The sequence below is a fragment of the Rothia sp. HMSC066G07 genome (genome assembly GCF_001814485.1).
Classification (GTDB): Bacteria; Actinomycetota; Actinomycetes; order Actinomycetales; family Micrococcaceae; genus Rothia.
The window spans coordinates 1-21,435 of sequence record NZ_KV816924.1 but is presented as its reverse complement, the minus strand read 5'-3'; the positions used below and the strand labels follow the sequence as shown (position 1 = coordinate 21,435).

Sequence of the window (21,435 nt, the reverse complement as noted above, 5' to 3'; positions counted from 1 at the left end):
GTGAGCCTTTCGTTTGAGAGATACCTAGCTCGGGTGAAACGGTACCTAGCTATTGTATCGAGAGTGTTTACGCTCTTGGGCTTTTATTTTCTGAGAGCGGCAAGGTTCTCAGAAAGCGGGGTTTCAGAAAGCGGGGTTTCAGAAAGCGGGGTCTCAGAATATGCAAAAACCGCTCCTCTCCCGCGGAATGCGGTTGGGGAGCGGTTTGCAACAGAATTCTGTATCTATAAAGATTAGAACTCGCGCTTCTCGCGGATACGAGCAGCCTTACCGTGGCGGTCGCGCATGTAGTACAGCTTTGCACGACGGACGTCACCGCGGGTCACAACCTCGATCTTCTCGATGGAGGGAGAGTGAACCGGGAAGGTACGCTCAACACCAACACCGAAGGAAACCTTGCGGACGGTGAAGGTCTCGCGAACGCCTGCACCCTGGCGGCCAACGACGAAGCCCTTGAAGACCTGGATACGGTGGTTCTTACCTTCAACGATCTTAACGTGAACGTTCAGGGTGTCACCGGGGCCGAATGCGGGGATGTCGTCACGGAGGGACTTCTTGTCGAGGAAGTCAAGAGTCTGCATAGTTGTAGATCTCCAGAGTCATCTGCCGCAGGTCAAATAGACTCAGATTGCTCTGCCCCACTGCGGGACAGAAAACTTCATGCTTCGGACAGGATTGGTGCCCGAAGGTTGACATCGTTGGTCGCTCTTCCCCCTGCGGCAGGGGCGTGCCCGATGTCAACACAATGCTCCATTATCCCAATGCACCCGCGTTTATGCAAGCATCCGGGGAGCACTTTTAGAAGGGGGGTTCGTCACTCTGCGCTCCCCCGCCCTGGGATGCGCTATTCTGCACTCCCCCGTTCTGTGCAGGAGCACCCGGAGCGGCCACACCCGACGCCTCCGCGTTCTGCTGGGGTGCGTGCGGCGGGGCATAGTGCTGCGTGTACTGAGACATGCCCGGTTGTGGCGCCTCCTGCAACGGCGCACCCGGCATACCCAGCTGAGGTGCGCCCTGCTGAGGCGCGCCCTGCAGGGCCCCCTCATTGACCGTGCGCTTCTCCACGGTGCGGGCGAAGGTGCTCGTACCGTAGTTCAGGTCGTGACCGATGCCGAGGGCATCCACCTCTACGGTAGTGCCCTGCGTGCCGTCTTCGCGGTTCCAGCGGCTAATGCGCTGGCGGCCACTCACGACCAGCGGCTGCCCCTTCTCAATGGAGGTGGCAATGTTCTGGGCGAGGCGGCGGTAGGCTTTCACGGTGTACCAGTTGGTGGTGCCTTCTTTCCAGGTGCCGGTGGCGTCCTGCCAGCGCGGGGTGCTGGCGAGGCGAAAGTTCACGACGGGCACCCCGTTGGGCAGGGTGCTCAGTGCCGGGTCGGAGGCGGTGAATCCGCGGATCAGGATGGTGTCGCTCATGGTTTCTCCTTAGAAACTAGTGGGTGGGTTCCTTCACCTTGCCAGGGCTGACCCGCTCCTGCATCCGGCGGTTACCGCTTCTGTGGATAACCTCGCGTTTTACGGTTTTGGGTGCCGCCTGTGGATAGAGTTTTTGAACTTTTCACCCCGTTTTTTCAAAAATCGCCTGCGGGCAACGCATTCCCTGCAGAAATATGACGGCTATGCCCCATTCGACATCGTGATAGGTATCATCGTGATAGGTATCTCAGCGTCGGGGCGGCTATTTTTACCCTCAAGTTAACTATTTCTATCCCGCGCCCTCTATCCTTGATGATGCGGTGCACTCAGCCGCATCCCGTCTACCCGCCTTGGAGAATCCGTGAGCAAAAAGCCCGCGAACAACAACCTGCCTTCTTTACAGGAACTTCAGCAGCTACAGCGCAACCTGCCCAAGCTGCCCGACTCGATGGACCCGCAGAAGAAGCGCCTCATTTACGGTCTGCTCGCTGTGCTTGCCGTGATCGTGCTGATTATTGGCCTGGTCTATGTGAGCAAGAACGGTGTGGACGGCCTGCTCGGCTCCGATAAGAGCACCTCCGCCACCGATGAGGAAGAATCCAACGTTCCCACGGAAACCCTCGCCGAGGTCAAGAACCCGTACAAGGCAGTTGACCCCGCGACCGCGCTCGCACCGGATCTGGCGACCGCGAAGAGCGAGCTGGCATCCCTGCAGGTGAAGGAACGCGCGTCGAAGGCTGGCTACTCTCGTGAACAGTTCGGCCCCGCCTGGGATGACGTTGACGGTAACAAGTGCAACACTCGCGACGACATTCTGCGCCGCGACCTGACCAATCTTCGTTTCAAGGTCAGGACCCACGCATGCACCGTAATTAGCGGCACGCTGGATGACCCGTACACCGGCAAGACCATCGAGTTCAAGCGCGGCAAGAAGACCTCCTCGGCCGTGCAGATTGACCACGTGGTGGCCCTTTCGAACGCATGGCAGACCGGCGCGCAGGATCTGACCGCAGAGCAGCGCCGCCAGCTGGCGAACGACCCGGAAAACCTGCTCGCTGCAGACGGCCCGGCGAACCAGCAGAAGTCCGACGCGGACGCCTCCGAATGGTTGCCGAGCAACACCGCCTACCGCTGCACCTACGTGGCACGCCAGGTGCACGTGAAGGCGAAGTACAAGCTGTGGGTGACCGCGGACGAGAAGAAGGTTATGGAGCGCGTCCTCAACTCTTGCAAGGACACGAACCCCGCTAAGAAGTAGCCCCGGCCAAGAAGTAATCCCAGCCAAGAAATAGCCGCCCGGCACCTCGCGGCACACCAACGCAAAAAGCATAAAGAAAACCGCCCCGCACCCTGAGTTTAGGGTGCGGGGCGGTTTTTGCATGTGGCGCCCCAGGAGGGAATCGAACCCCCGACCAAGAGATTAGAAGGCTCCTGCTCTATCCTCTGAGCTACTGAGGCCTTCCTCTAGGGTACATGAGAATTTATGCTTCTCATGCACCGCGCCTCTCACGCGGGAGCTGTTCCACTGAGCTAAGCCAGGCTGGCGAACTAGGAGTTCGCGCTAGGAGCCTACCTTGGCGGCTTCCCTTTCTGCCTTCTTCACATCGCGGCGGCGTGCACGGCGGCTTGATGCGCCGGGGAACAGCTGCCACCACAGGCGGATGGTGGTGCGGCGAATCTGCGTGGGGTGCAGGCTCACGTACACCAGGCGGCGGGTTGCCGGGTCGAGGGCGACCAGGTAGATGATGTAGCCCAGGCAGATGACGGTTGCGATGAGTCGGCCCATGTCCTGGTTGAAATCGCGCAGGTAGGGCGAGACGTTCAGCTGGTCGCTCACACCATACGCCATGAAGAACAGCGTGGTGATGAAGTACCACATGAGCTGGAAGTGCGAGCGCAGGCCGGTTGCGGCGAGCATCGGGATTGCCCAGAGCAGGTACCAGGGCTGAATCATGGGGCTGCACAGGAGCATGAACAGGATCGCGAGGCCGGCGTGGCGCACGATGTTGCGGTCGCGTCCGACGAATGCCATTGCCACGGCGCCAAGCATGCCGATGCCCTTGCCGACGGTTTCGATGAGCTTGCGGATGACCTCGAATGCGTCGCCTTGAACGAATAGGGAGGCGGCGCCGATGAGCAGACCGAAGGGGGTGTACCAGATGTACTGGCCGCCGGTGGTGGACAGTGCCTTAATCCAGCCGAATTCCAGTCCGGTCGCCCAGCCCATGAGCGCCATTTCGGCGAGCAGTAGCACGCCGGAGAGTGCCCAGAAGATGAACTTGCGCGGCCAGGAGGCGTTCTTACCCGCCCAGAGCAGACCCACGAAGGGCAGCACCACGAGGGCGAGCGGCTTGACGGCAACGCCGAGGGCTACGAAGGTCACACCGAGCGGGCCACCCCACCAGGTGTCGCGGTAGCGCTTAGCGTAGTAGAGGCCACCGAGCATGAACATGGTCATGAGCGAGTCGTTGTGGCCGCTGGCAATGAACGATGCGATGAACAGCGGGTTCGGGCCAATCTGCCAGAGAGCGCGGACCTGGTTGAAGCCGTGCGCCTGGGCGAGTTTTGCCACGTAGAAGAGAATGCCGATGACCGCGAGCACGGAGAGCAGGCGGAAGTAGAAGAGGGAGAGGTCGATATTCTCCCCCGCCAGGCGCACAATCCACTCTTCAAATTTGAGGGAGACCGGTCCGTACGGGGGCGGGGATTCCGCCCACATGGGGTCCGCACCGTTCTGCATGAAGTTCGAGATTTCGGAAACGCCATGCTTGTACGGGTTGAGGCCGTGCGCCATGACCATGCCCTGACCGTAGTAGGAGAACATGTCGCGGCTGTAGATGGTGAACGCGAAGATCTGCGGCAGGGACCAACTGGCGGTGACGGCAATCATCCACCGCATGGCGTTGGGTTCGTTCCAGTCGCCCATTTTCTGGTAGATTCGCAGCCATTCACGGCACATAATCATAGCGCCGAGGGCGAGCATGATAATGCCGGTGATGACCCATGCGGCTTCGAATCGGATGGCTCGAATAATGTCGTAGCGCCAGAAGTTGGAGCTGTCGGCGAGCCAGCCGACGGCGTAGGAGCCGAGGGTGACCATGATGGAGCCGATGGTGCCGATAATCACCGTGCGCAGACGGTGGTTATTGACGTAGTCCAAGAGTTTGGGTGAGAGAGGTGCGTCGTGTGCGCCGGGGGTGGTGAGCCGGTGTGCTAGCTCCTTTGGTGCGCGCATAACTCCCTTTCTGTCTGCATCGTCGTTCTGGTTTTTATCATACCGGAGCCCTTGGACGCACTTGTGAGAATCACTGTTACGAAAGCGCTTGTGGACACGCATCGACTCCCCTACCTGTGTGTTTTTATGACATCGTGGGAGTCCGGTCGGCGGCGTTTAGGGGTAGAGTGGGAGGGTGAGTATTTCTAGTGAACGTATTGTATGGATTGACTGCGAGATGACCGGCCTGGACGTGGAGAACGACGCTCTCGTCGAGGTGGGCGTTCTGGTAACGGATGCCGATTTGAACATTCTGGGTTCTGGCGTTGAGTTCGTCATTAAGCCCGGTGATGAGTCTCCTGCCGGTGCGCTGGAGAATATGAATGACTTTGTGCGGTCGATGCATGAGGCGTCGGGTCTGCTACCCGATATTGAGCACGGTGTGTCGATGGATTACGCGCAGGAGCAGGTGCTTCGTTACATCAAGAAGTATGTTCCGGTGGCGGGCAAGGCGCAGCTGGGCGGCAACTCGGTGGGCATGGATAAGCGCTTCTTGGAGCGCTACATGCCCGAGGTCATGGCGCACCTTCACTACCGTGTGATTGATGTGTCGACCATTAAGGAGCTAGCGTCGCGCTGGTACCCGGCGGCTCGTCACAGCGCCCCGGCGAAGACCGGTAACCACCGCGCGCTGGGCGATATCAAGGACTCGATTGATGAGTTGAAGTATTACCGCCGCGCTATTTTTGTGCCGCAGGGCCCGGATGCGATTGCTTCGGCGCAGATTGCGCGTGAGGTGGAGGCTGAGCGTGCCGCACGCGAGGCGGCTGAGCGTGAGGCTGAGGCATCCGAGGCGTAAGCACGGCATGTAACGAGCATCACGGCTTTTTGATTTGGCAGGTTTCTGAATCTCCTGTACAGTAGTATCCGTTGCATATCGCAAGGGAAACCAAGCGAAGCACATGGTGGTCGTAGCTCAGTTGGCAGAGCGCCTGGTTGTGGTCCAGGAGGTCGCGGGTTCAACCCCCGTCGATCACCCCGATGGAAAGGGTCGTTATGGTTATCCGTAACGGCCCTTTCGCTTACCCTCGATTCGGTTTGCCCGCACACGGTGTACCGAAACAGAGCTTTTACACCCGCACTTTAAACTAGCGAGCGGGAGCAGGGCGCACCGCATCTTCACGAAGTACATCTTCATGAGGTACATCTTCACGAGGCAGGCGCACCCGGTAAGTTCCCACTCAACAGTTCCCGTTCAACACAAGCAAAGGATAATTCCGTGGCTATTCGCCCCATCGTTATTCACGGCAACCCCGTTCTGCACCGCCCCGCGGCACCCGTCACCGAGTTTAATGATGAGCTCAAGGAACTCGTGGCTGACATGTACGAGACCATGGACGCATCCAACGGTGTGGGCCTGGCGGCACCGCAGATTGGCGTGGGCCTGCGCATCTTCACCTACAAGATGGAGAATGAGGACGGCGTTCCCCCGCGCGGCTGCATCATCAACCCGGTACTGACCCTGGGCAAGATTTCTACCGCTGACCCGGACCCCTACGAGGAGGAAGAGGGCTGCCTGTCCTTCCCCGGTTACGGCTTCCCCCTCAAGCGCGCCGAGTGGGTCACCGTGAACGGTCTTGATGAGCACGGCAACCCCGTCCAGTTTGAGGCGACCGGCTGGTTCGCACGCTGCATGCAGCACGAAACCGACCACCTGGACGGCAAGCTGTACGTGAACCGCCTGAACAAGAAGTGGACCAGCAAGATGAAGAAGGTCGTGAAGAAGGAAGGCTGGACCGTCGACGGTAACTCGTGGATGCCCGGCGTGGATCCGGATCCGTTCGGCCACTAATCGCTGACTCACCCAATCAGAGCCTCTCCAGCTTTTCGGTAGAGGACTCTTAGACAGAGCATAAACGAAGACCGCGAATGCACTCTCAAGGCGCATTCGCGGTCTTCGTTTTCCATCGGCCGATGATATTTTCCATCAGTCAACGGTAGCGTGAAACGGGTCATCCTATGAGCCGGGTTCTGTCTAAAACGCCACCCAAAGGGGCGTTTTGAGGCAATCATCTATCTAGAACGTACGTTGCCGCACGTCTCAAGCAGCCTACCCGAATACGCACCCCACCTCCGTGAAGGAAGCTGACGGGGATCGGGCGCACTACCCTACCATAGCGTATTCTGTTTGACCTTGCTCCGAATGGGGTTTACCTAGCCGGGCACGTCACCGCGCCCGCTGGTGGTCTCTTACACCACCCTTTCACCCTTACCGCGGCGAACCGCGGCGGTTTACTTTCTGTGGCACTGGCCTGCGGGTTACCCCGAGTGGATGTTATCCACCATCCTGTGCTGTGGAGCCCGGACTTTCCTCGAAGCACGTGTGCCTCGCGATTGCCCAGACGGCCCGTTTCACCCAACCCATTATACGCACACCCTTGGAGGTGGCTATGTTCCGGGTTCCCTCGCGGGTGCTTAGGGGTACACGGAGGCGCATTAGCGGCCTCGCGGGCGCGCTGTCGTCTCGCACAACTACACTGCGCCTCGTAGCAGCCCTGCACCTCGTAGCAGCCCTGCGTCTCGCGGGTACACTGGAGAGATGCTGATTCTTCTTCCCCCGTCCGAAGGTAAAACTCCCGCCCCCGCAGGCAACGCACCCGTATGCTTTGCTGACCTCTCGTTCCCCGAACTGACCGCCGAGCGTGAGAGCGTCCTGGAGGAGCTGGCAACGGTTAGCTCGGGCCCCGATGCTCTCACGGAGCTCAAGGTGGGCGCTTCCCTCGCAGCAGAGGTGGAACGCAATACGCGCCTGCTGACCGAACCTGCACAGCCCGCGATCCGCACCTACACGGGTGTGCTCTTTGAGGCGCTGGATTATGCGAGCTTCTCCCCCGCCGAACGCGATGCCGCGCACTGGTCGCTACTGATTTCTTCGGCGCTGTGGGGTATTCTGCGCCCCGAGGACGCAATTCCCGCCTACCGCCTGTCGATGGGCGTGAAGCTGGGTTCGGTGGGTGCGCTTGCATCCTTCTGGAAGGGTGCGTTGGGTACCGCACTGGAGGCAACCGCGAAGGACCAGCTGATTCTGGATTGCCGCTCTGCAGCGTACGCGAAGTCGTGGGTGACTCCCCCGTCGCAGACTCTGGCGGTTCGCGTGGAGCGTGTGGCGGCTGATGGGTCGCGTAAGGTCGTCTCGCATATGGCGAAGCATTACCGCGGCCTGTTTGCGCGCTACCTGATTCAGTCGGGTTTGGCGGCTCGTCCTATTGATGGTTCTACGGCTGGTATTGCCGAATTTTTGGAGGCGATCAGCGCGGACTGGTCGGTGGAGTGCACCCTGCCGACGGCGCGTAAGGCAGGCGTTTTGACGTTGCTGGTACATGAGCAGTAGGTCGCCCAACTATTTGTTTTCGCCTATTTTTTGCATCATATTGAAAATTTTTTAACTATTTTTCTAGGGGCTTAAGTCTGTATTTCCCCCTGTAAAACCACATTTCCCCACATTAAGCGGGTAGGTTTTTGCGGGGCAGAAGACGGGTAGTGTCTATCTATCCGCCTTCTTTTTGTGCACAGAAGTGCTTATAGTATTAAACGTCTCGCCATTGGTGGCGGGTACATCACTCACTAGCATTCACATTCTCAACTCAGCACACATGGAAACACGTCACGCCGCGTACGCATAGCAAACGACTAGAGGCTTAACCAATGGTTATTGGTTTGCTAGCGTAGAAGTAACCACTCAGAAACACATCGATGGGACAATGATATGTCTACTTTTTCCTCTCGTCGCGCCCTTTTTAAGGGTGCGGCAGCACTAACAGTCGCTGGCGCTTTGGGTGCGCACCATGCCGGCGAGCAGAGCGCCCAGGCTGCCACCTTGGACGTTATGACCACCCCGCTGACGTTCAAGATTACCGAGGCGTCGTTTGATATTAGCGGCTTCAACCTCAGCTACGAGATTACAGGCCTGCAGGCTGTGCTTGATACTGGCCTGTACACCCCATACATTGAGGCTGGCTACTACACCAAGGAGAAGGGCTTCACGCAGTTCTACTTCTTCGCTCTTGAGCCGAAGAAGCGCATCGAGAATGACCCCTACGTGAGGCACCACGTCATTTCTCGCGAGGTCACTGGTGGCCCGAAGGCGGACTACGGGATTCGCTTGTCTCTTCGTCCGCGCCGTGAGCAGTACACCATCCTGCGTACTATTGAGGTTCGCCCGACGATTAACACTGAGTTTGCGTGGGCACCTTTCATTGTGGATATTGATATGGATGGCGAGTACGCTCCCGATATCTACAGGTCATGTAAGGCAAAGGTTTTGCTGCTCGATAAGGAACGTTGCTTCTACCCTAAGCGTGCGGTGACCCGCAGCGATCTGATGGATGCAATCTACCGAGGCGCCCGCTCGCCGAAGGTTAAGCTTCCGGCGCGTTCCCCGTTCCCGGATGTGTCCCCGAAGGATGAGCGTTACTCGGCATACATTTGGGCATACCAGAATGGTCTGACCTCGGGTTGGTCTGACGGTAAGATGCACCCGGAGGCGGTGGCTAGCCGCGCTACGATGGCAGCGTTCTTCTACCGTTACTTTATGCTTACCCCCGGCCGTCGTCCTTCGTGGTTCCGTCCCACTACCCCGCAGGACATGAAGCCGGGTGCCCCGTTCTACACCGAGTCGGTGTGGCTGCACTCGTCGGTGAATATTGATACGAGCTTTCACAATAAGAGCAAGGATTTCCGTCCGACCAAGATTGCTACCCGCGAGGAGCTGGCTCGTGTCCTGTCAATGCTGGACATGATTGACATCCCCAGTAGCCCTTATATCGATGCTTAAGATTTGGCAGGTGCCGTGAACCGGGCGGTTAACCTACATGTTTTAGCTTGGGTTGATCTCTAAGAACAGCAGCTGAAGATAGTGACCTGAAGAAGGGGCGGTGAGAGTTTTTCTCTCACCGCCCCTTTTCGTGTGCCTGTTTTCTAGCGCTGGCACTGTTGGGCACCGTTTTTAGTACTGGTTATGTGTCCAGTTTTTGCCTCTCTATTGTGCGGTCTTTTTGGGGGTTTGGGCTTTATATAAAGCCGGGGCGTAATTTTTGAATTTTTTGTCTTATAACTCTCTTCGGCATGTTTTTTCTCGTGTTTTCATTGATTGTTTAAGACTCGGGTTGGTAGGCTGAGATTGCACTTCAGCATGCCGCTGCGACGGGTCCTCTACGATGTGGATTTGGCGTAGGCTCAGCGCGGTGGACTGTCACTCATTGATCCTCTCAACTTCTTTTCTCATTCACCCTCATTCATGCAGAAAATTCAGATTGGATAATGATGTCCTCATTCTTTAAGCCTGCCCGTGGCGCACGCCGAAAAGTTGCGGGCGCTTCCCTGGCGTTGGGTTTGACTCAGCTGTTGGGCGTGTCTCCGCTGCTGGCTTTGACGCCGGTGGCGGCTCAGCCGGCGCCCGCATCCCCTGTGAACACGCAGCAGGCAACTACTCAAGAAACACCGGCCCGTCAGATGCCTCAAGTACAGGGTGGCGATCCCGCCTCTGAGCTGGAGAACATTGATTTGAAGGTCACGACAGGCCCCCTCAACATTTCTCAGGGCGGTATCGTGTCGGTGACAACTTCTCCGTTGAGCGCCGAGTTTAGGCAGAAGTACACGTTCCACGAGCTCGCGTTGGTGGAACGTGGTTCCACGTACGTCCATGTCGGGCATCATAATTATGTTCCCCTCACTCAGTACGGTGGGATGGTCGAGGACCTCAAGCAGCAGGGTAATGTGCGAGAGAACCCGGATGGCAGCCTCACTTTCACGCTCGTTGTTCCCGCCCATATTGTTGAGGCTAAAGAGGGGACTCTCTTCGATACGGTACTGACGTATTACCCGTCGAATGAGTATGCGCCGGATCCGTTGACGTGGTCGAATCGCCGGGTAGTCCGCACTCCTACCGATGTGGTGCAGGACGCTAAACCTACGAAGACCACCTACCTTTTCAGTTCATCTTCTATCGAGCACCCGGAAGAGGATACAACCCTGACGGTTGAGGGTTTCCATATCCTCTCGAAAAGCACCTTTTGGGGTCCTGAAGGCCCGGCGGTCCTGACCCTCTATGAGGTTGATCCGGTGACCGGGCAGGGTATTGGTTCGCCTGTGTTTATGCAGAATCTGAATTACACCAGGTGCAATCAGTACTGTGATAGTTTCTTGAACGACCATTTCAGTACGGCTATCACGATTCCCGGGGGTACTCTCAAAGCGGGCAGGCTGTACAGGATTGGTTTCTACGGCGGTGGTTATCCTGGCCCGGGTTCCGAGGAATACCCTGGTGCATGGATGACCGATGTGGCAGATTTCATCCCGGTAGGTACCCCGGAGCAAGATGCAGCTCCCACCAGCATCTACGTCTCGGGAGATAAGATGAGCCCTTATCGCGAGAATAATACTTTGAAGGTGACTGTTTTGGGTCTGCCGCCGCTGTCCAAGGGCTACTACCGTTTCTCCTTGCAGCCGATTGATGATCATGGCCGTCCGACCGGGCAGAAGTCTTGGGAGAAAGTGATTCCTGCCGAGAGCATTCAGAAGGGTCGTACGGCGCAGACGCTTTCTCTTCCCGGCTATGCCCTGAATTTTGAGGTGGCCTATAGGCTCTTTGTGGAGAAGGTAACCCCAAATCAGGGTGACGCTGTCGATTCGGTTGAGCAGGTTGCTTCCAAAGATCTGGACTTGGATATCAGTCAGGAACGGGAAATGGAGGCTGCCAGGAAATGGATTGTGAACCGTCAAATTCTGCCAGGCTACCCCACTGATCGCGATTGGGAATCAGTGAACCGCCGTTCTGTGACGGTGGCACTGTACCGGTTAGCGGGTGCGCCGCAGGTTGAGCTTCCTGCAGTCAGCCCTTACACGGATATTACGCCGGATGACCCTGACTATACCGCGATTATTTGGGCTCGTCAGCGGGGTATTACGTTCGGCTGGGTTGATGGTCGCTTCCACCCGAATGAGCCGCTTTCGGACCGTTCCACGGCTGCGTTCCTCTACAGGTATCAGCGATCCCAGGGGGAGGCGTCGCCAAGCTTACCGACGTCTCCTTCACTACCGGACTCTAACCCGAAGAAACAGAAGCATTTCCCGCTTAGCTCTCATTGGCGGCTCTGGATCAGCCCGGAGACTGCTTTTTCACGTGAGTCTCGCTGGGCTATTGAGCAACGTATCTGGGGTTACATGCCTGATCAAGGTTACTTCTATGAGAGCTTTGACGGCTTCAAGATGTCGTACCGTCAGGTGGCTGTGATGCTGTACCGTATGGAGCACGGAGGCAGCCACCTCAGGTAACGCCCGGTCGCGGTGAGGGGGTAACCGGTGGGCTGGGATGCTCGACGTAGTTCGGCTTTTCAGCCCGCCGGTGCCGCCTCGGTTGCCCTCTCACCAGCGATCTCTCTTGCCTGACACCAGGCTTTACGGGTCTCCCCTAGCCTGGCTTTTCAGAATCTATCCGCTCAACTTCTTCACTCACTTCATCTACTCACTCACTTCAATCACCGTATAAATTTTGTAGATGGGATTATGATGTCTTCATTCTTCGCCCCACGAGGTGCCCCACACCATTCTGATACCCCGCGCCACCCGGCGAGCGCCCGCGCGCTCAGCCTTTCCCTGTTGCTGGGTTTGAGCCCGCTTGCAGGTATCACTCCGGCGGCGCTGGCGGCGCCTCAAGAAACACCCGCCCAGAACGCGCCTGCCCAGAACAAACCTGCGCAGAACGCTCCCGCGCAAGGTGATAAGCAGGATGCTTCCCTGCCGACCCTGCGCGTGTCCAGCGGTTCCCTCGACATTCTTCACGGCGGTACCGTGCACGTGGAGGGTACCGGGCTAAGCCCGGAGTTCTTGGCGCATCATGAGTTGCGTAGCCTCACGATTGCCCCGAAGGGCTCTTCGACCTACGCTAACCCCTACCAGAAGGTCGATTACCCCGGCTTTGTCTTTGACGCCCCGAAACCGGCTGCTGACGGCAGTTTCAGCGCTGATTTGACGGTTCCGGCGAATAGCCTGCCGGCAAACCTGGAGTACGAGGTTATTCTCACCTACCGACCCGTAGATGAGGCGCACCCCTATGCGTGGAACACTGAGGATCGCGTCCGTACGGCGCTGCCGGTGGAGTTCAACCTCCCGAAGGCGCAGCTCCCCTCCATCACCTATGATGTTTCGGCTATTTCTGAGGAGCAGATTGCTTCCGGTCAGCCGATTGAGGTGACGCTGACGGGTACCGGTTTTCAGGATGTCAGCTCCGTGGACTTCACCCTGTCCGAGCATGATGAGCAGGGAAAGGTCACGAACTCTAATGTGGCTTCGCTTGGTGAGCTGAAGGCACCGGATACGGAAGAGAATCAGCGCATTTTCAAGGGTCTGATTCCTAACGGCTATTTCCAGAAGAAGGTTACTATCCCTGCGGGAGTCCTGAAGTCCGGTAAGGGGTATTCCCTGGATGTTTCCGGTGTAGAAACCCACGGGGGGAACGGGTGGAAGAAGCTGTCGCGTAAGTTCCCCTTCGTTCCTGTGGGCAATAATCCTGCGCGCATGGCGTATCAGGATAATTCGTTCAGGAATACCCTGCCGAAGGTATCTGTTGCTGCGCAGGATTTTGATCCCGGTCAGGACCGCGTCTATAAGGTGACTATTTCTAATATCTCACCCGAGGTGGACCTGGGGTACTACCTTGAGTCTGTGGCGATTTATAACGCTACCTCTGGTGAGAAGGCACCTTTTGCGAAGAATGATGTAGCGGACCAATACTATAAGCGTGACGAGTTGGTAACCCGCAATGCTGACGGTACTCTGACCGTGGAGGTTGAGTATAAGGTTGACGGTTATTCCAGCTATAGGCCGACTTCTCGCGGTTCAGTGGCTGAAGTGCGTGTGGTGTTCTCGGACTATGAGTATTCGTACGGTCACCATAAGTTCACGGTGAGCACCCAGCTTCCGATGGCGCCTCTTGCCGCTGATGCTTTTGATTGGGTGAACCCGGCAAATGTTCAGTTGAAGGTCGATTCGGGAACCCTCAATATTTCTCAGGGTGGCACGGTGTCGGTGACGACTTCTCCGTTGAGCGCTGAATTCCGTAAGAAGTACACTTTCTACGAGCTGGTTCTGGTGCAGCGCGGATCGTTGTACGCGTATGCGGAACACAATAGTTATGCGCCTCTCGACGAGTACGGCGGGTTTCTCAAGGACTTGAAGCCCCAGGTGCGGGAGAACCCGGACGGTAGCCTCACCTACACGTTTGAGGTTCCCCCGCAGTACATTGAGGCTGCCGACGGTGAGCTCTTCGATGTGGTGATGACGTACTACTGGTCGTCGGATGAAGCTGAGCTGGAACCTTGGAGTTTGGCGGACCGTTTGTATGCCCGCGCCCATATTGATGTGGTTCAGGATGCGCAGCCGACCCGTGGGACCTACACCTTCAGTCAATCCGCTATCAATGACCCGTGGAAGGATACGACGCTGCGGGTTGAGGGACGCCATGTCCTCGTGCGGGCTAGGGAACTGGTTTCTAATGATTCTCCGGTCATCGCTATCTATGAGGCTGACCCTGCGACGGGAAAGATGGTGGGTGAGCCTGTGTTCACTCAGCGGGTGGACTACACGTACTACGGGGTTAGCACCAGGTGGTTCCGCAATAACTATTTCAGCACGGAGATGAAGATTCCTGCGGGTACGTTGAAGCCGGGCAAGCTCTATTTTATTGGCATGTATGGGGACGGGCTGCCTTACCCCGGCATGGAAGATTCTCCGGGTTCTATGCTGAATGATGTTGCTGAGTTCCTTCCGGTGCATTCTCCCGAGCACGAGTCCACGGGGCCCGCACTGCACCTTGGGTCGGTGGGCCTGAGCCCGTACGCGAAGACGAACTCATTTACGGCACGCGCTACCGGGCTCTCTGCGCCGGGTGAAGGATCGTACCGTCTCTCGGTGCATCATGTTGATGAGCAGGGACGTTTGACCGGTCAGACGGTACTCCAGCAGGCGATTCCCGCCGATCGCATCCAGAATGGCAGGGTGGAGATGGACCTGACGATTGCTCAGCAGCTGAGCTATTCGGGCGCTTATCGTCTGGTCTTGGAGAAGGTCACCCCCGGTAAGGATGGTGCTGCGGAGTCGGTGGAGCAGCTTGATGTCGAGGATATTCCTCTGAAGCTGACGCGTGAGGATGAGCTGCAGGCGGCTGAGAGCTGGTTTGCTGATCGTGATATTTTGCCTAATCCTTCGCCGATGTCCTGGAGTAGCGGTATGACGCGCCACGATGTGACGGTGTCGCTGTACCGCCTGGCGGGTTCCCCGAAGGTTGAACTGCCTGCAACCAGCCCTTACGCGGATGTGGCACCGAATGACCCGGACTACGCCGCGTACATTTGGGCTCGTCAGAAGGGCATTACCTTCGGCTGGGCGGACGGCAAGTTCCACCCGGAGGCGAAGCTTTCGACCCCGTCGACGGTGGCGTTCCTGTACAGGTACCAGAAGGCGATGGGTAAGGTCACGCCGAAGGCGCCGACCTCCCCCTCGTTGCCGCGTAGTTCGTCTGTGCCGGGCAACCAGGATGCACCCCGGAATGCTAGCGGCTGGCAGCATAAGGTTCGTCAGGGTAGCGCTTTCTGGCGTGAGGCTCAGTGGGCTGTCGATCACCGCGTGTGGGGTTACCGCGTTGATGGGGAATACGTCTATGAGGACTTTGATAGGTCTTTCGTTTCCGCTGGTGATTTGGCGTTGATGCTCTACCGTTTGGAGCACGGCGGCAGCCACCTCAGGTAGCGCGGTCGTGGTAACCGGTGGGCTGGAATGCTCGACATAGTTCGGCTTTTCAGCCCACCGGTGTTGCTTCTGTTTTTCTTCCCTGCCTCTGCGAGTTCTTGTGCCCGACACCGGGCTTTACGGGGCTTCTTCTCCCCTGTTCGAGGTTTTTCTTCTCACGCTTTATCCGCTCAGCTTTTTCACTTGCTTCATCTACTCGCTCGCTTCACTCACCGTACAGTTTTTTGTAGATGGGATAATGATGTCTTCATTCTTCACACCACGAGGCGCCCCGCGCTGCTCTGATGCCCCGCGCCACCCGGCGAGCGTCCGTGCGCTCAGCCTGTCGCTGTTGCTGGGTTTGAGCCCGCTTGCCGGTATCACCCCGGCGGCTCTGGCAACACCGACCCAGGTAGCACCGGACCAGCCGGCACAGGCAACCCCCGCTCAGGCAGACCCGGAACAGGCGACCCCCGCCTCCCCCGCAGCTGAGGAGAATAAGCCTGATAACCCGGTTGGCATGAAGCTCACCTCGGGCACCCTCAATATTTCTGAGGGCGGTACTGTCTCTGTGACCACCGCGCCGCTGAGTGCCGAGTTCCGCGCGAAGTACACGTTCTATGAGTTCGGCATTGTGGAGCGCGGTGAGAATTACCTTGAGCCATATTACGGCAATCCCCTTCCTGAGGCGCAGTACGGCAGCAAGGTTGCCGGCCTCCGCGCTGAGGGCAAGGCCCACGATAATCCTGACGGGAGCGTCACGTTCACTCTTGACATTCCGAAGCAGTGGATGATGGTTCCGGAGGGTACGCTCTTCGATGTGGTGCTGACCTACTACCCGTCCGATAAGCCTGACCCGCACGACTATCCGTATGAAGATTATCGTCTTACGGCACGAATTCCCTTGCCCACGGTGCGCGACCCTGAGCCTGATCAGCCGACCTACCGCTACAGCATTTCGGCGATTGATAAGCCCTGGCAGGATACGACTCTGACGGTTGAGGGCTACCATATTCTCTCTAAGCAGCTTGTTGAGCCGGGGAGTGCCCCGGCGTATCTGATGCTGTATGAGGTTGACCCTGCAACGGGAAAGATGGTGGGCAAGCCTGTTTTCACCCATAAAGTTCGTTATACGGATTGCGGTGAATACTATTGTTGGAGTTTTCTGAACAACTATTTCTCTGCGGATGTAACAATTCCTGCGGGTACTCTGCGACCGGGCAAGTCGTACATGATTGGTGTCTACAGCGGCCTCTTCCCGAATCCGGATGAGGAGAAGGTACCCGGTAGCCTTTTGACGGATATTGCCCCGTTTATTCCGGTGCGCTCGCCCAACTCGAACACCGAGGTGAAGGATGCCGCCCCGGTTCTGCGTGTTGAGCCGCAGCAGATGGACCAATATCGTTCTGATTCACCGCAAGTGAGCCCCTATTGGGAGAAGAACACGTTGCAGGTGCGTGCCGTGAACCTGCCGAACCTCGCTGAGGGCCATTACCGCTTCTCGCTGCAGGCTACGGATGCTTCTGGCAATCTGACCGGCCAGAAGGCGCTGGAGCAGGATATTGCGGCTGACCGCATCCAGAGCGGTTACACGGAGGCGACGCTCACTGTTCCCGGTGAGGCGCTGAATTATCAGGGCGGTTACAAGCTGGTGGTGGAGAAGGTTCTTCCCGGTCAGGGTGGTGCCGCGGATTCTGTGCAGCAGGTTGTTTCTACTGACCTTGGTTTGGTGGTGAATGCGTTTGAGGAGCGTGAGGCTGCGAAAAGGTGGTACAAGGCTCAGCAGCTTCCTAAGTCAGAGTCCTATTCTTCTGAGAATTTGACGCGCCGTGATCTGACGGTGGTGTTGTACCGCCTGGCGGGTTCCCCGAAGGTTGAGCTTCCGGCGACCAGTCCGTATCCGGATGTTCAGCCCAACGACCCGGACTATGCCGCGATTGTGTGGGCTCGTCAGCAGAGCATTACGTTCGGTTGGATTGATGGTAATTTCCACCCGGAGGCGAGTGTTTACAATTCTTCGGCGGTGGCGTTCCTGTATAGGTATCAGAGGGCGCAGGGTAAGGTTCCTGCGGCGAAGCCTCGTCCTGTTTCTTCGGCGTCAAAGAAGAGTAGTCTGCCGGATGGTTCTTCTGAGCGCGGGTGGAATACTGTTCTTGGCTGGCATTACTCGTTCCGTAAGGAGTCCCAGTGGGCGATTGATCAGCACATTTGGGGTTATATCAGCGAACAGTCTATCTATGAGGCGTATGGGCAGTCGTTTATTGGGCACACGGAACTCGCTACGATGCTGTACCGTATGGCGCACGGCGGTAGCCGTCTCACATAGTGTCTCTCCGTGGTGTTAGCCATTCTGGTTGGCTTTCGTCAAATAGGCGACTTTATGGCTCTGTTTATGTGCCATTTTTATTGTGGGTGACTTTTATGTTGCCTTGCCCACCGCATTGTGAATATTCTCAACCTGCAGAGGTTGCATAGGTGCGAATTTTTCGAATGCGGTGGGTTTTTTGTGCTTTCTTTTTTGTACAGTGACCGGTGTTTGTGCTTATCAGCACACTATTTAGGCATATTTTCCACGTCATGCACATACTTTTTAAAGCTATACTTCACCTTAAGACATGCGATAAAACACACAGGCATTTTTCGCACTGATGACCTTTCAGGTTCCAGCACGTCTTAACTATTTGCTACGGTGTTTATGCGCACCACACTCGATGCGTGACACCGATAAAAACTGATTGGATAACAATGTCCTCACTTCCCAACCACATGCGCTTTGCGCTACCCAAAAACATGGCTAAGAGCGGCTGCGCCCTCACTTTGGCGGGCGCCATGCTCTTGCCCCTCTCTCCCGCGTTTGCCGCACCTGCTACTCCGATAGCAGCCCAGGCTGTTGAGCAGGGTGAGGTTCAGGGTGCTCAGCGTCTGCAGGTTACCTCCGGCACTTTTGATATTCTCAAGGGCGGCAACGTGACGGTTAGCGGCTCCGGTTTCTCCAAGGACTTCGTTAAGGGCAAGTCGTTCCGCCTGTACGTTGTTCCGAAGGGTGAAAGCGTTGCTTTCTCGCCGCACCGTCCGCGTGATTACCCCTTCTATGTTCAGGATGTTCCCGCCTCCGCTTTCGCGGCTGACGGCACCGTGAACCTGACCGCTTCTATCGGCGCTAACTATCTGGAGGCCAATGGCTCGTCCTTCGATGTTGTGCTCGGTTACCGCGATGACGCTGAAGACGGCTGGATTCCCGCGGATGAGGTTCGTACTGAACTGAAGGTTGCGGATGTTCCCACCGTTGATTCCCCTACCCTGTCGTACAGCGCTTCGTCGGTGAATGCTTCTGAGAACGCTAAGGTCACTGTGAACGGTGCTGGCTTCCAGAACATTTCGTACAACGGTAGCGAGTCGCTGATTGTTGCGGTTCGTGCGGTTGATCCGGCGACCGGCAAGGCGACCGGCCCCGCGCTGGCTCAGTCGGAGGCTAAGTTCACCTCCTACTCTGCGTTCTTCGGCCAGTACATGGGTTACACCAACGGCCGTTTCTCGACTGTTCTGGACATCCCGGCGGGCACCCTGAAGTCCGGTAGCTCCTACGTTGTGCAGACTTTCGAGTTCAACGTTCCGGAAGATAACGATGAGGCGAACAGCCAGGCGCTGAGCACTCAGACGTTTGTTCCGGTGAACGGCGAGAACGTTAAGAAGGCGTCTCCTTCGGTTTCTTTGAGCACTGACAAGGTGGATCTGAGCTCTTCGACCACTATCCGTGTGAAGGGTAAGGATTTCGAGGTCCCCGCTGGCGCTACCGTGAACGTGCTGTTCTCGGCTGCTGAGGCTGACGGCAACCCGACCGGTGAGGCTCTGGAGAGCATCACTCTGAGCGCTGACCGTGTGGCGACCGGCGCGTTTGAGACGACCGTTAACGTTGACGGCACCAAGCTGGATGCTGATGGCCACTACGCTATTTTCGTGACCGTGAACTACGCTGACGGTGACAGCGAGCGCATCGCGGCTGATTACCTGACTCTGACCGGTGAGTCTGCGAACAAGAAGGCTCGTGAGCGTTTCGCTGATGTTCCGGCTGCTCACGCGAACCACAAGGCTGTTCTGTGGGTTGCTGATCAGAAGCTGATTGATTCTCGCGAGAAGGATTGGTTCGGCGTTAATGATGATGCGACCCGCGGTGAGCTGACTGTTGCACTGTACCGTATGGCTGGTTCCCCGAAGGTTACCCTGCCGGCTACTAGCCCGTACCCGGATGTGAAGACCGATGACCCGAACTACACTGCGTACATTTGGGCTCGTCAGAAGGGCATTACTTTCGGCTGGTCTGATGGTAAGTTCCACGCGAATGCGTCTGTTTCTAACGCTACTGTTGCGGCGTTCCTGTACCGTTTCGATGGTAAGAAGCCGGTTGTTGCGACTGAGGCGCCGTACACCGATGTAAAGGTCGGCTCTGCGTTCTACCGTGAGATTACTTGGGCTAAGCAGCAGAAGCTACAGGTTTTCCCGGGCTCTGAGTACCACCCGTCTGCGCTGGTGAGCCGTGGTGAGCTGGCTGGTTTCTTGATGAACTACAAGGTCCGCTAGGGCTTTATAAGGTTCGCTAAAGCTAGCCTCTAGGGTCTATGGATTATGCCGGGCTGGCGGCGATGAAACATTGGTTTCAACGCCGCTGGCCCGGCTTTTCTGTGCTCTTGCGGGGTGTTTATGAGGTGTCTGCAGGGTGTCTGTAGGGGTGTGAGTGGGGCTGTTGTCCGCTAATGTTCCGCGGTTTTCGGCGTATTTTTGGCGGTTACCACGCTAGTGTGGGCTGTACCGCATGTGGGGCGCGCCTCATGCGGCACCCGCTATTGGGCGGATTTTTGGGTGCTCTACTCCCCTCTTTTCAAGAATGTTCTGTGGAGTGTAAATTAATATTTTTCAAGCTGTGGTTTATGCTTAGGACTGTTGCGCCCCCTTAGTGCGCACCCTTATCCGGCTGGGTGCGTAGAAGAACTAGAGGGAGCCCTGCACACACCGATACATCAACCACATTGAGGATTTATGTCCCAGAATTTTAAGCAGTCGACTGATACTGCCCATAATTCTTCTGCACCTCTGCTGGCACCGGAGGGCACCCCCGAGGCTTCTTCTCAGGCTGAGTCGAAGAAGCGTAAGCGCCGCCGTATTGAGCTGGCTGTTGGCGCTGTGGCGTTGGCGGGTGTTTTGTATCTGCCGTTCTCACCTCTTTTCTCTTTTTATGATTCGTCGGAGGCGCGTCTTTCTTCGGCGGATACTGCTGCGCCGGTAGCTGCTTCGGTGCCTGCTACCTCCTCTCCTCTGGCGTCGAGTTCTTCGACTCAGGGCCCGAAGATTCTGCGTCCGTCCGTGACCGCGCCTGATGCGAACACTATGTTTGCTGATGCCCCTGAGGATTCTGCGTACTATGCGGGTATCCGTTGGGCTGTTCGCACTCAGACGATGGAGCCGCTTTCTGAGGACCACTTTGGTGCTGAGGATCCGGTGACTCGTGGCGAGTTGATCACCATGTTCTATAAGCTGGCGGGTTCGCCGGCGGTAACCCGTCCGGAGCATTCGCCGTATGCGGATGTTGATGAGTCTGACCCGAACTATGATGCGTACCTGTGGGCGCGTCAGGAGCGTATTACGTCCGGTTGGGTTGATGGTAAGTTCCATGCGGAGGCGCGCCTGTCGAACGCTTCTGCTGCGGCTCTTCTGTACCGTGCTGATGGTGCGCAGAAGATTCAGATGTCGGGTACTTCCCCGTTTAGCGATGTTTCGTCTGCGACTCCGTTCTACCGTCAGATTGTGTGGGCGTCTCGCCATGGCGTGTCGACGGTGTCTGAGGGTAATGCTTTTGAGCCGACGGCTCAGACCTCTCGTGGTCGTGTTGCGATGATGATGTACCTGTACTTCCGCACTTCCTAGTTTTTGCACTTCCTAGTTTCTGTGCTTTGTTTTAGCGCTTTGCTTTAGCGTGTTTGGCGGCCCCGCACTCTTGTTTTGAACTGCGCCCCGAAACTTGGACGCTA

At 57.1% G+C, this 21,435-nt stretch carries 13 protein-coding genes, 2 tRNA genes and 1 other RNA gene; 11 read left to right on the top strand and 5 right to left on the bottom strand.

Annotation, left to right across the window (positions count from 1 at the left end):
- Positions 1-233 precede the first annotated feature (233 nt).
- Both rplS and ssb read right to left on the bottom strand, forming a co-directional pair.
- Entirely contained in the window at positions 234-581 is a 348-nt protein-coding gene (rplS, locus tag HMPREF2971_RS03855; RefSeq protein ID WP_049337710.1) for a 50S ribosomal protein L19, read from the bottom strand.
- 217 nt (positions 582-798) lie between these two features.
- Positions 799-1,416 (bottom strand): single-stranded DNA-binding protein, encoded by a 618-nt coding sequence (ssb, locus tag HMPREF2971_RS03850; RefSeq protein WP_049337711.1) that lies wholly within the window; start codon positions 1,414-1,416, stop codon positions 799-801.
- A 361-nt stretch (positions 1,417-1,777) separates the two neighbouring features.
- On the opposite strand from ssb, the gene HMPREF2971_RS03840 reads away from it, so the two are divergent.
- Entirely contained in the window at positions 1,778-2,674 is an 897-nt protein-coding gene (locus HMPREF2971_RS03840; RefSeq protein WP_049341385.1) for an HNH endonuclease family protein, read from the top strand.
- Positions 2,675-2,798: 124 nt separating this feature from the next.
- Here HMPREF2971_RS03840 and HMPREF2971_RS03835 read toward each other — a convergent pair.
- Positions 2,799-2,874: transfer RNA gene (locus HMPREF2971_RS03835), tRNA-Arg, on the bottom strand.
- A gap of 103 nt (positions 2,875-2,977) precedes the next feature.
- Positions 2,978-4,651, bottom strand: a complete 1,674-nt coding sequence (mptB, locus tag HMPREF2971_RS03830; protein ID WP_070691468.1) for a polyprenol phosphomannose-dependent alpha 1,6 mannosyltransferase MptB — start codon at positions 4,649-4,651, stop codon at positions 2,978-2,980.
- 175 nt (positions 4,652-4,826) lie between these two features.
- Here mptB and orn point away from each other — a divergent pair, with 175 nt between their 5' ends.
- The 3 genes from orn to def all read left to right on the top strand — a co-directional run bounded on the left by orn (position 4,827) and on the right by def (position 6,482).
- On the top strand, positions 4,827-5,489 hold the full coding sequence (gene orn, locus HMPREF2971_RS03825) for an oligoribonuclease (protein WP_049357078.1): 663 nt from the start codon (positions 4,827-4,829) through the stop codon (positions 5,487-5,489).
- 106 nt (positions 5,490-5,595) lie between these two features.
- A tRNA-His gene (locus tag HMPREF2971_RS03820) sits at positions 5,596-5,668 on the top strand.
- A 241-nt stretch (positions 5,669-5,909) separates the two neighbouring features.
- Positions 5,910-6,482, top strand: a complete 573-nt coding sequence (gene def, locus HMPREF2971_RS03815; RefSeq protein ID WP_049362109.1) for a peptide deformylase — start codon at positions 5,910-5,912, stop codon at positions 6,480-6,482.
- Positions 6,483-6,634: 152 nt separating this feature from the next.
- On the opposite strand, the gene rnpB is transcribed toward def, so the two are convergent.
- Positions 6,635-7,040, bottom strand: an RNA gene (rnpB, locus tag HMPREF2971_RS03810) — RNase P RNA component class A.
- A gap of 189 nt (positions 7,041-7,229) precedes the next feature.
- Between rnpB and HMPREF2971_RS03805 the strand changes: the two genes are divergently transcribed.
- The 7 genes from HMPREF2971_RS03805 to HMPREF2971_RS03775 all read left to right on the top strand — a co-directional run bounded on the left by HMPREF2971_RS03805 (position 7,230) and on the right by HMPREF2971_RS03775 (position 21,331).
- Positions 7,230-8,021 (top strand): YaaA family protein, encoded by a 792-nt coding sequence (locus HMPREF2971_RS03805; protein WP_049337715.1) that lies wholly within the window; start codon positions 7,230-7,232, stop codon positions 8,019-8,021.
- Between the two features lie 375 nt (positions 8,022-8,396).
- On the top strand, positions 8,397-9,464 hold the full coding sequence (locus HMPREF2971_RS03800) for an S-layer homology domain-containing protein (RefSeq protein ID WP_012903668.1): 1,068 nt from the start codon (positions 8,397-8,399) through the stop codon (positions 9,462-9,464).
- A 485-nt stretch (positions 9,465-9,949) separates the two neighbouring features.
- Positions 9,950-11,962: an S-layer homology domain-containing protein gene (locus tag HMPREF2971_RS03795; RefSeq protein ID WP_246825029.1), complete on the top strand. Its 2,013-nt coding sequence runs from the start codon at positions 9,950-9,952 to the stop codon at positions 11,960-11,962.
- A gap of 231 nt (positions 11,963-12,193) precedes the next feature.
- Complete coding sequence (locus HMPREF2971_RS03790; protein ID WP_070691465.1) at positions 12,194-15,433, top strand: siroheme synthase; 3,240 nt, start codon at positions 12,194-12,196, stop codon at positions 15,431-15,433.
- A gap of 238 nt (positions 15,434-15,671) precedes the next feature.
- Complete coding sequence (locus HMPREF2971_RS03785; RefSeq protein WP_371440847.1) at positions 15,672-17,738, top strand: peptidase; 2,067 nt, start codon at positions 15,672-15,674, stop codon at positions 17,736-17,738.
- A 419-nt stretch (positions 17,739-18,157) separates the two neighbouring features.
- Positions 18,158-19,990 (top strand): S-layer homology domain-containing protein, encoded by a 1,833-nt coding sequence (locus tag HMPREF2971_RS03780; protein ID WP_070691462.1) that lies wholly within the window; start codon positions 18,158-18,160, stop codon positions 19,988-19,990.
- A gap of 456 nt (positions 19,991-20,446) precedes the next feature.
- Entirely contained in the window at positions 20,447-21,331 is an 885-nt protein-coding gene (locus HMPREF2971_RS03775; RefSeq protein WP_070691459.1) for an S-layer homology domain-containing protein, read from the top strand.
- Positions 21,332-21,435: the final 104 nt, after the last annotated feature.

Excerpts from the sequence above, each read along its gene's own strand:
- rplS (WP_049337710.1), bottom strand. The coding sequence starts at position 581 with ATGCAGACTCTTGACTTCCTCGACAAGAAGTCCCTCCGTGACGACATC.
- ssb (WP_049337711.1), bottom strand. The coding sequence starts at position 1,416 with ATGAGCGACACCATCCTGATCCGCGGATTCACCGCCTCCGACCCGGCA.
- mptB (WP_070691468.1), bottom strand. The coding sequence starts at position 4,651 with ATGCGCGCACCAAAGGAGCTAGCACACCGGCTCACCACCCCCGGCGCA.
- HMPREF2971_RS03805 (WP_049337715.1), top strand. The coding sequence starts at position 7,230 with ATGCTGATTCTTCTTCCCCCGTCCGAAGGTAAAACTCCCGCCCCCGCA.
- HMPREF2971_RS03800 (WP_012903668.1), top strand. The coding sequence starts at position 8,397 with ATGTCTACTTTTTCCTCTCGTCGCGCCCTTTTTAAGGGTGCGGCAGCA.
- HMPREF2971_RS03795 (WP_246825029.1), top strand. The coding sequence starts at position 9,950 with ATGATGTCCTCATTCTTTAAGCCTGCCCGTGGCGCACGCCGAAAAGTT.
- HMPREF2971_RS03790 (WP_070691465.1), top strand. The coding sequence starts at position 12,194 with ATGATGTCTTCATTCTTCGCCCCACGAGGTGCCCCACACCATTCTGAT.
- HMPREF2971_RS03785 (WP_371440847.1), top strand. The coding sequence starts at position 15,672 with ATGATGTCTTCATTCTTCACACCACGAGGCGCCCCGCGCTGCTCTGAT.
- HMPREF2971_RS03780 (WP_070691462.1), top strand. The coding sequence starts at position 18,158 with ATGTCCTCACTTCCCAACCACATGCGCTTTGCGCTACCCAAAAACATG.
- HMPREF2971_RS03775 (WP_070691459.1), top strand. The coding sequence starts at position 20,447 with ATGTCCCAGAATTTTAAGCAGTCGACTGATACTGCCCATAATTCTTCT.